The 9,640-nt window shown below is 40.2% G+C and carries 7 protein-coding genes and 1 pseudogene; 6 read left to right on the forward strand and 2 right to left on the reverse strand.

Annotated features, from left to right (window positions below; translation table 11 throughout):
- The first annotated feature begins 26 nt into the window (after positions 1–26).
- A complete protein-coding gene (locus QM857_RS08415; RefSeq protein WP_414275663.1) occupies positions 27–1,919 on the forward strand; it encodes a M13 family metallopeptidase in 1,893 nt (630 codons plus the stop codon).
- A gap of 38 nt (positions 1,920–1,957) precedes the next feature.
- Here the strand turns inward: QM857_RS08415 and QM857_RS08420 are convergent, their stop codons facing one another.
- Positions 1,958–2,587, reverse strand: coding sequence for an MBL fold metallo-hydrolase (locus QM857_RS08420; protein WP_414275664.1), 630 nt, complete (start codon positions 2,585–2,587; stop codon positions 1,958–1,960).
- A gap of 110 nt (positions 2,588–2,697) precedes the next feature.
- Positions 2,698–3,774 carry a DUF2974 domain-containing protein gene (locus QM857_RS08425; protein WP_414275665.1) on the reverse strand — a complete coding sequence of 359 codons (1,077 nt, stop codon included), beginning with the start codon at positions 3,772–3,774 and terminating at the stop codon, positions 2,698–2,700.
- A 95-nt stretch (positions 3,775–3,869) separates the two neighbouring features.
- Here QM857_RS08425 and QM857_RS08430 point away from each other — a divergent pair, with 95 nt between their 5' ends.
- The 5 genes and pseudogenes from QM857_RS08430 to QM857_RS08450 all read left to right on the forward strand — a co-directional run.
- Positions 3,870–4,547, forward strand: coding sequence for a response regulator transcription factor (locus QM857_RS08430; protein ID WP_414258831.1), 678 nt, complete (start codon positions 3,870–3,872; stop codon positions 4,545–4,547).
- On the forward strand, positions 4,540–5,514 hold the full coding sequence (locus QM857_RS08435) for a sensor histidine kinase (protein WP_414275666.1): 975 nt from the start codon (positions 4,540–4,542) through the stop codon (positions 5,512–5,514). Before QM857_RS08430 ends, QM857_RS08435 begins: the two co-directional genes overlap by 8 nt.
- Positions 5,515–5,990: 476 nt before the next feature.
- The gene (locus QM857_RS08440) at positions 5,991–6,749 is read left to right on the forward strand and encodes an ABC transporter ATP-binding protein (RefSeq protein ID WP_045616090.1); all 759 of its coding nucleotides are present in this window, start codon (positions 5,991–5,993) and stop codon (positions 6,747–6,749) included.
- Between the two features lies 1 nt (position 6,750).
- Positions 6,751–8,742 carry an ABC transporter permease gene (locus QM857_RS08445; protein ID WP_414275667.1) on the forward strand — a complete coding sequence of 664 codons (1,992 nt, stop codon included), beginning with the start codon at positions 6,751–6,753 and terminating at the stop codon, positions 8,740–8,742.
- 575 nt (positions 8,743–9,317) lie between these two features.
- A pseudogene (locus QM857_RS08450) lies at positions 9,318–9,640 on the forward strand (DUF389 domain-containing protein); the annotation flags it as partial.

Below are 9,640 nucleotides of genomic sequence, written 5' to 3' on the forward strand. Positions count from 1 at the left end.
AGTGAAATTAGGAAAGCGAGAACAAGATGACACGTTATCAAGATGATTTTTATGATGCCATAAATGGTGAGTGGGAAAAGACTGCTGTTATTCCAGCAGATAAATCGAGAACAGGTGGTTTTATCGACCTTGACGAAGAAATTGAAGAGTTGATGCTAACGACGACGGACAAGTGGTTGGCTGGAGAAGATGTTCCAGAAGATCCTATCCTAGCAAACTTTGTCAAATACCATCGTATGGTGAGAGATTTCGACAAGCGAGAAGCTGATGGCATCAAGCCAGTCCTTCCTATGCTTAAGGAATACCAAGATTTGGAGAGCTTCGCGGACTTTACAAGAAAGCTAGCAGAGTTTGAACTAGCTGGGAAGCCAAACCTCCTTCCATTTGGAGTATCACCAGACTTTATGGATGCTAGAACCAATGTTCTCTGGGCTAGTGCTCCAGGAACTATCTTGCCTGATACAACCTACTATGCGGAAGACCATCCACAGCGTGAGGAATTATTGAACCTTTGGAAAGAAAGTACTGCTAATCTCCTCAAAGCTTATGACTTCTCAGATGAAGAAATCGAAGATCTTTTAGAGAAACGATTGGAGTTGGACCGCCGTATCGCAGCTGTCGTACTTTCAAACGAAGAGAGTTCAGAATATGCCAAACTTTACCATCCATATTCTTATGAAGATTTCAAGAAGTTTGCGCCTGCCTTACCTCTCGATGACTTTTTCCAAGCAGTGATTGGTCAAACTCCAGATAAGGTTATCGTAGATGAAGAACGTTTCTGGCAAGCAGCAGAGCAATTCTATAGTGAAGAAGCTTGGCCTTTACTCAAGGCAAGCTTGATCTTGAGTGTGGTCAATCTTTCAACAAGCTATTTGACAGATGAGATTCGCATTTTGTCAGGTGCTTATGGCCGTGCCCTTTCAGGAGTTCCAGAAGCCCAAGACAAGCGCAAGGCTGCTTACCACTTAGCCCAGGGACCATTCAAACAAGCGCTCGGTCTTTGGTATGCACATGAAAAATTCTCTCCAGAAGCCAAGGCGGATGTAGAGAAAAAAGTGGTAACCATGATTGATGTTTATAAGGAACGTTTGGCTAAGAACGACTGGCTGACACCTGAAACTCGAGAAAAAGCCATCGTCAAACTCAATGTTATCAAGCCATATATTGGTTACCCAGAAGAACTACCAGCTCGTTACAAGGACAAGGTAGTGGATGAATCTGCTAGCCTCTTTGAGAATGCTCTAGCCTTTGCGCGTGTAGAAATCAAGCACAGTTGGAGCAAGTGGAATCAGCCGGTTGACTACAAGGAGTGGGGAATGCCAGCTCATATGGTCAATGCCTACTACAATCCACAAAAGAACTTGATTGTCTTCCCAGCTGCTATCTTACAGGCACCATTCTATGACTTGCATCAGTCATCTTCTGCCAACTATGGTGGTATTGGTGCGGTTATTGCCCATGAAATTTCTCACGCCTTTGATACTAATGGAGCTTCCTTTGATGAAAATGGAAGTCTCAAGGATTGGTGGACTGAGAGCGATTATGCAGCCTTTAAAGAAAAAACACAGAAGGTTATCGACCAGTTTGATGGCCAAGAATCTTACGGTGCAAAAATCAATGGGAAATTAACTGTATCCGAAAACGTTGCCGACCTAGGAGGAATTGCTGCTGCCCTTGAAGCTGCCAAGAGAGAACCAGACTTCTCAGCTGAAGAGTTCTTCCATAACTTTGCTCGTATCTGGCGTATGAAAGGTCGCCCAGAGTTGATGAAACTCATGGCCAGCGTTGATGTGCACGCCCCAGCTAAACTCCGTGTTAACATCCAAGTGCCAAACTTTGATGACTTCTTTACAACCTATGATGTCAAAGAAGGTGACGGAATGTGGCGTTCACCAGAAGACCGTGTGATTATTTGGTAATCAAAAAACCAAGGATGATTTTCCTTGGTTTTTATGTTTTAGAAAAATGGATTAAAGGTTTTTTCGTGAGCGATAGTCGTAGCCGGACCATGTCCTGGATAGACATCGTAGTTTGGAAGGGTGAAGAGCTGGGTTTGGACACTATGAAGGAGTTGTTCCATACTACCAGTTGGCAAATCTGTCCGACCAATGGTTTCTCGGAAAAGGGCATCTCCCGTTAAGACCAAGTGTCCATCTGGGAAAACCAATGAAACTCCACCGATAGAGTGGCCTGGCGTTGGTAAGACTGTAAAGCGGAATTCTTCAATCTGGTATTCTTCATGAAAAACATAGGTGTGTTCAGCTGGTCTACACACGACATCCGCCATATCATCGTGACGAGGAAGCCCAGAAAGATTATCAACAGGAGTATAGAGCCAAGAAGCTTCACTTTCTGCTACATAGACTGGAGGATTTCCAAAAGTATCTCTGACCAAGTCCAGACTCAAGATATGATCGTAGTGAGTATGGGTCAATAGAATCGCACAGACTGGTTTGTTGATTTTCTCGATAGTCTTGCGAATGGCCTCCCAATGGCTACCTGGATCGACTACAATCAGGTGTTGGTCTCCTTCGAGATAATAAGTATTTTCATAGGCAACAGGATTTACGGTTTTATGGATTTTCATAGGATTTCCTCTTTCAAAGAATTTACAGTTTCTAGTATAACACAGAAGAACAAAATAAGGAATCGATCAACAAGAAAGTCCCTCCATAAAAGAAGGGACTTTTTAATACATTAAAAATGATTTTTCCAGGCTTGGAAGCGTGCATCCAGTAGGAGTTGTGTCAGATTTTTTAAGATTTCGACTTGCTCAGGCTCTAGTGTCTGGGCTTGAGAAACAAGTTGTCGAACATGTTCAATCGCATTTTTTGAGGATAGTTCATTAATAGAGCTAATTCCAGACTCTAGGATAGTTCCAAAGAAGAGATCAAAATAAAGTTCTAATTCCTCATCGGGAACACTATCCACCCATTCTTTAAGAGTGTCTTTGATTTGTAGACTTTCGCTACTGATTGCCTCTAGTTGGACAAAGTGGTGTCCTTCAGTTAGCCAGCTGAAAGTATTGTGTTGAGCGATGCCACCGAGAGCCGTAGATTTGACGACTGTAGGAGTATCAGGAACTTCCAGCATCATGCCAATGACAGAACCTTGTGGGACGAAACGATGAATTTTTGGAATCACTTCCTGATAGCCTGTGGTTTCAGTCAGTTCAGCTTGGAGGCCAGGGGCATCATAGGTATAAACTGCTGATATTTTTTCTTGCAATTCAGGTTGGATTTGACTAGCAGCGTAGACGGCTAGATTCCCACCTTTAGAATGTCCAGCAAGAATTACTTTTTGTTTTGGATGTTGGGTAAAGAATTCTTCCAAGTATTCAAGAGCATGCTTTTGGGCAGGGATTTCCTTCATGTAGGTCATATGGAAATCTTCCTTCCAGCCAATAATACTGTCGTCTGTGCCACGAAAGACAATGAGATAAGTATCTAGATTCAGGCGATAGGTCATAGCAGCGAACTGTTTCTGTTGCTCAGTGTCAATCTCGTTAATAAAGTTTGATAGCTTGCTATTTCTAAAACGTTTGTGTTGGGCAAGCTGGTCTAAAAGTTGCAGACGTTCTTTATTGGTCAACATGGTGCTTTCTCGCGGAACACGTGTTGCGACATCGCTTAAACGATTGACTGGCTGGTCCAATAGGTTATCAAAAGGAAGATAAGTCAGCTCTGTCAAAGCAAGTACATCCAGTTCATTTAAGGGAAGATCATAAAAAGAATCGTATTGAACATTAGTTAGGTAGTCAAAAATATTGGCCATGGTAATTCCTTTCTTAACTTTTATCATATCAGATTTGTATCAATTTCGCTAGTAGTCAGAAGAATTTTGCTATAATATAAAAAAAGGAGGAGCAGATGCATAAGATTTTACTAGTAGAAGATGATCAAGTAATCCGTCAGCAAGTTGGGAAAATGCTCTCCGAATGGGGTTTTGAAGTAGTCATGGTAGAAGACTTTATGGAAGTTCTAACGCTATTTGCTCAGTCTGAGCCTCATCTGGTCCTTATGGATATTGGTCTTCCCTTGTTTAATGGTTATCATTGGTGCCAGGAAATCCGCAAAATTTCAAAAGTTCCTATTATGTTTCTGTCTTCCAGAGACCAGGCTATGGATATCGTGATGGCCATCAATATGGGAGCAGATGATTTTGTGACCAAGCCATTTGATCAGCAGGTCCTTTTAGCCAAGGTACAAGGATTATTGCGCCGCTCTTATGAATTTGGAAGGGATGAAAGTCTCTTGGAGTATGCAGGGGTTATCCTCAATACCAAGTCTATGGATCTACATGTTGAGGGACAAGCAATCACGCTGACAAAGAATGAATTTCAAATCTTACGTGTTCTTTTTGAACACGCAGGAAATATCGTGGCGCGTGATGATCTGATGCGAGAACTCTGGAATAGTGACTTTTTCATCGACGATAATACTCTTTCTGTCAATGTTGCTCGCTTGCGTAAAAAGTTGGAAGAGCAAGGTTTGGTAGGATTTATTGAAACTAAGAAAGGGATAGGATACGGGTTGAAACATGCTTAATTGGAGACAATTTTTTCTAGCCTATCTTCGCTCACGGATTCGCCTTCTAGTCTTCATTTTTTTGATTAGCTGCCTTGCCCTCACCTTTCACATTTTATTTACAAATCTAGGTTCTTACTTTCTTTACTTCTTTCTGCTTTGTAGTGTTCTAACCCTCTTATTTTTCATCTGGGATATCCTAGTAGAAGCAGAAGTTTATCGTAAGGAAATGCTTTATTCTGAAAGAGAACCAAAATCTCCTTTGGAATGTGCTTTAGCAGAAAAATTGGACGAACGCGAAGCTGAGCTTTATCAAAAGAAATCAGAAGCGGAAAGCAAGCTAACAGATTTACTAGACTACTATACCTTGTGGGTGCATCAAATCAAGACCCCCATAGCAGCAACCCATCTATTGGTGGCAGAAGTTTCTGAACGAGAGCTTAAGCGACAATTGGAACAAGAAATTTTCAAAATTGATTCTTATACCAACTTGGTTTTGCAATACCTACGCTTAGAAAGCTTCCATGATGATTTGGTTTTGAAAAAAGAAAATATAGAAGATCTGGTCAAGGAAGTCATTCGCAAATATGCGATTTTCTTTATCCAGAAAGGTTTAAGTGTTAATCTGCATGACTTGGATAGAAGCATTGTGACGGATAAAAAATGGCTGTTAGTAGTTATTGAACAAATACTTTCAAATAGCCTCAAATACACAAATGAAGGTGGAATTGAAATCTATATGGACGGTCAGGATCTTTGTATTAAGGATACAGGAATCGGCATTAAAAATAGTGATGTTCTTCGAGTCTTTGAACGCGGATTTTCAGGTTACAATGGTCGTATGACCCAACAGTCATCTGGACTTGGTCTCTACCTGACCCAAAAAATCAGCCAAGAATTAGGACATCAAATCCGTATCGAATCTGAACTTGGTCAAGGAACAACCGTGAGGATTAAGTTCTCTGAAGTGAATTTACTGATTGAATGAAAAGAATTGTGAAGAGGCTGGGACAAAAGTCCTAGCCTCTCAATTGTCTTTGGATTGTCGAGCAAGACGCAGTGGTTGAGTGGGCTCTACTACGCTGATTTCATCAGCTTTTACAGCCCTACTCAACTGTGCGGAGGTGGGACGACGAAATCGAATTCTAACGAATTACCGATTTCTGTCCCACTCTCTTCTTTAGACCTTGATATAGTGAGAAAAAAGGATTCAATTAGATAAAAAATGTAATCTTACAAAAATGTAAGATTAAAGGCCTCTTTTGTAAGGTTATGTTATGGCAAGTCCTCTTTTTTTGGAGTAAACTTAGAGCATAAAGAAAAAGGAGAGGAACCATGAAAACAATTTTACAAAAGAAACAAACAAGTAAGCCGAGTCCAAAGGATATCGAGCGAGTTCAAATCGGCATCGAAATGATGCAAGCTCAGTTTCAATTAATGGGATATTAAAAAGGAGAAGTTTAAATGACACTATTAGATGTAAAACACGTTCAAAAGATTTATAAAACTCGCTTTCAAGGCAACCAAGTAGAAGCCCTGAAAGATATTCACTTTACCGTTGAAAAAGGCGACTACGTCGCTATCATGGGTGAGTCTGGATCTGGTAAATCTACTCTACTCAATATTCTTGCTATGCTTGACAAGCCAACGCGTGGGCAGGTCTTCCTAAACGGAACTGACACAGCTATCATTAAAAATTCTGAAGCATCAAGCTTCCGTCGTGAAAAGTTAGGCTTTGTCTTCCAAGACTTCAATTTGTTAGATACGCTTTCTGTTAAAGACAATATCTTACTCCCTTTGGTATTGTCTAGAAAGCCTATTACAGAAATGATGAAAAAATTGGTCGTGACGGCCGAAAATCTTGGTATCAATCAATTGCAGGAGAAGTACCCTTATGAAATCTCTGGAGGGCAAAAACAAAGGGTAGCAGTTGCACGGGCTATCATCACAGAACCAGAAATTCTCCTTGCGGACGAGCCAACAGGTGCCCTAGACTCTAAATCATCTGCTGCCCTCCTTGATATCTTTGATCAGATCAACGAGCAAGGGCAAACCATTCTCATGGTGACCCACTCAACAGCAGCTGCTAGCCGTGCAAAACGTGTTCTTTTCATCAAGGACGGTATTCTCTATAATCAAATCTATCGTGGTGAAAAGACGGATCGTCAGATGTTCCAAGAAATCTCTGACACCTTGACTGTTATGGCAAGTGAGGTGAACTAGTATGTTTCGATTAACCAATAAGTTGGCCATATCCAACTTAATCAAAAACCGCAAACTCTATTATCCGTTTGCTTTGTCTGTCATTTTGGCAGTCACTATCAGCTATCTCTTTTACTCCCTAGCCTTTAATCCTAAAATTGTGGATTTGCGTGGTGCATCTGCTATTCAATTTACCCTACAACTAGGGCTTGTCGTTGTGACATTTGCATCTGCCATTATCGTGCTTTATGCCAATAGTTTTGTCATGAAAAATCGCTCAAAAGAACTGGGTGTATATGGCATGTTGGGTCTAGAAAAACGCCATTTAATTGGTATGACTTTTAAGGAACTCTTGATATTTGGGCTAGTAACAGTCACTGCCGGGATTGGAATTGGTGCCCTCTTTGATAATCTGATTTTCGCTTTACTACTAAAACTTGCAAAGATGAAGGTAGAGTTAGTTGCAACTTTCCAATGGTCCGTAGTGCTTTCAATCCTTCTGGTATTCGGTTTTATCTTTTTAGTCATCGTTTTCCTGAACGCTGTACGCATTATCCGTATGGATGCTCTGCAACTTTCTCGTGAGAAAGCGAAGGGTGAAAAGAAAGGGCGTTTCCTAGTCCTTCAAACACTTGTAGGGCTAATTACTCTAGGCGGTGGCTACTACCTAGCACTAAGCGTAACAGATGCTTTCAAAGCTGTCGCTACTTTCTTTATTGCGGTTATGTTAGTTATTGTAGGGACCTATCTCTTATTCAATGCTGGTATTACAGTCTTCTTGCAGTTGCTCAAGAAAAACAAGAGATATTACTACCAACCAAATAACCTCATCTCTGTTTCTAACCTTATCTTTCGTATGAAGAAAAATGCGGTCGGATTAGCAACCATTGCCATCCTTTCAACAATGGTTTTAATCACCATGTCTGCAGCAACCAGCATTTACAACGGATCTGAGAATATGAAAAAACTCATGTATCCTCACGATTTTGATGTTAAGGGACAAAATATAGAAGTTGAGGATTTAGACAAGCTTTTGACTCAATACGCTAGCGAAAAGAACCTAACCATCAGCAATAAGGACGTCCTCAATTATGCAAGTTTCGGTCTTTCGAGTCAAGAGGGGACCAAATTAACCATCTTTGAAAAAGGGCAAAACAATGTCATGCCTAAGACAGTCTTCCTGGTTTTTGATCAAAAAGATTATGAAAAAATGACTGGACAAAAGCTAAACCTTACTGGTAACGAAGTAGGACTTTGGGCTCGAAATGACCAACTTAAAAATCAGAAAGCATTTAGTCTGAACAATCAGAACTATACGATCAAGGAAGCAATCCAGCAGGATTTTATTGCCAATCATGTTTCCAATCCCTATGTACTATTGGTATCGGATTATAACTATCTTGTAGTAGCTGATATTCAAAGTTTTTTGGAACAGTACCAGGATTCAGCTGTATACACACAGCTCTACGGTGGTATGGATGTAACAGCTAGTCTAGAGGAACAGTTAAAGCTATCTGATGATTTTGAGGAGTTTGTAAATAATTTTAGTCATAATCTCAAAAATGAAGACGGTATGGTTTATGGTGGAGGCACTGCAAGTGACGCAATTGCCCAAATGAATGCTCTCTTTGGCGGAGTTCTCTTTATTGGTATTTTCCTCTCTATCATCTTTATGATTGGAACTGTACTCGTTATCTACTATAAACAAATCTCAGAAGGTTATGAGGATCGTGAACGCTTTGTCATCCTGCAAAAAGTGGGCTTGGATCAAAAACAAATCAAACAAACCATAAACAAGCAGGTTTTGACTGTTTTCTTTCTCCCGGTAATCTTTGCTTTCCTACACTTGGCTTTTGCCTATCATATGTTAAGTTTGATTCTTAAGGTTATTGGGGTAGTAGATACAGCTATGATGTTAAGTGTAACACTTTCTATTTGTGGTATCTTTGCCCTCATCTACGTACTTATCTTTATGATTACTTCAAGAAGTTATCGTAGAATTGTTCAAATGTAAAAACAGAAACATCAAAAAAGAGAGTGGGACAGAAATCGTTAATTCGGTAGAATTCGATTTCGTCGTCCCACCTCCGCACAGTTGAGTAGAGCTGTATAAGCTGATGAAATCAGCGTAGTAGAGCCCACTCAACCACTGCGTCTTGCTCGACAATCCAAAGACAATTGAGAGGCTAGGACTTTTGTCCCAGCCTCTTTTTTAGTAGCTGGGATTTTGTCCCAGGTTTTATCTCTTATTTCTCAACACGTGATTTGTTGGCGAGATCAGCTAGGATTGCTGCTACAAACTCATCATCTTTAAACATTAAAAAGGTATCTACTTTCAGAGGAGATATCGTTTTTCTTCTTCGGATAAGGATACAAAAATTTCTTCCTTTCTCTATCTTTTAAATGAATTGATTTCTTCAGAGAAAGACTGTAAAATTTTTGATATAATATCAAGGAGATTGATGGATATTTAAAAGATAATGTTCAAAAGAATCACAGGTAAGAATTAAAAACATGTCAGTTTGGACAGAAGTCCCTCTACCATCATCCATGCAGAAACAAGATTATATGAAATAAAAGGAGTAACCAATGTCCGGAAACTATTCAACACGTGAATTCCGCGAGAAACTATATGATGACCTTCATGTTCGATTAAGAGATACATTGATTTTGATGTGTGCGATTTTTATTGCCTCTATAGGTCTAAATATGAATTCAACAGCTGTCATTATTGGAGCCATGCTGATTTCCCCCTCTTATGACACCGATTGTTGGACTGGGGTTTGGTTTAGCTATTTTTGATACGCGTTTAATCAAGCAATCTCTAGAGGTTTTATTTACTCAAGTATTGGTCAGTTTGCTTGTCTCGACTCTGTATTTCTGGATTTCTCCCTTATCTTATGCAAGTAGCG

The organism is Streptococcus infantis (assembly GCF_047463315.1).
Classification (GTDB): Bacteria; Bacillota; Bacilli; order Lactobacillales; family Streptococcaceae; genus Streptococcus; species Streptococcus infantis_AB.

What these genes read in the sequence shown, in the direction of transcription:
- QM857_RS08430 (WP_414258831.1), top strand. Translation starts at nt 3,870, where the DNA reads ATGCATAAGATTTTACTAGTAGAAGATGATCAAGTAATCCGTCAGCAA.
- QM857_RS08440 (WP_045616090.1), top strand. Translation starts at nt 5,991, where the DNA reads ATGACACTATTAGATGTAAAACACGTTCAAAAGATTTATAAAACTCGC.
- QM857_RS08420 (WP_414275664.1), bottom strand. Translation starts at nt 2,587, where the DNA reads ATGAAAATCCATAAAACCGTAAATCCTGTTGCCTATGAAAATACTTAT.
- QM857_RS08415 (WP_414275663.1), top strand. Translation starts at nt 27, where the DNA reads ATGACACGTTATCAAGATGATTTTTATGATGCCATAAATGGTGAGTGG.
- QM857_RS08435 (WP_414275666.1), top strand. Translation starts at nt 4,540, where the DNA reads ATGCTTAATTGGAGACAATTTTTTCTAGCCTATCTTCGCTCACGGATT.
- QM857_RS08425 (WP_414275665.1), bottom strand. Translation starts at nt 3,774, where the DNA reads ATGGCCAATATTTTTGACTACCTAACTAATGTTCAATACGATTCTTTT.
- QM857_RS08445 (WP_414275667.1), top strand. Translation starts at nt 6,751, where the DNA reads ATGTTTCGATTAACCAATAAGTTGGCCATATCCAACTTAATCAAAAAC.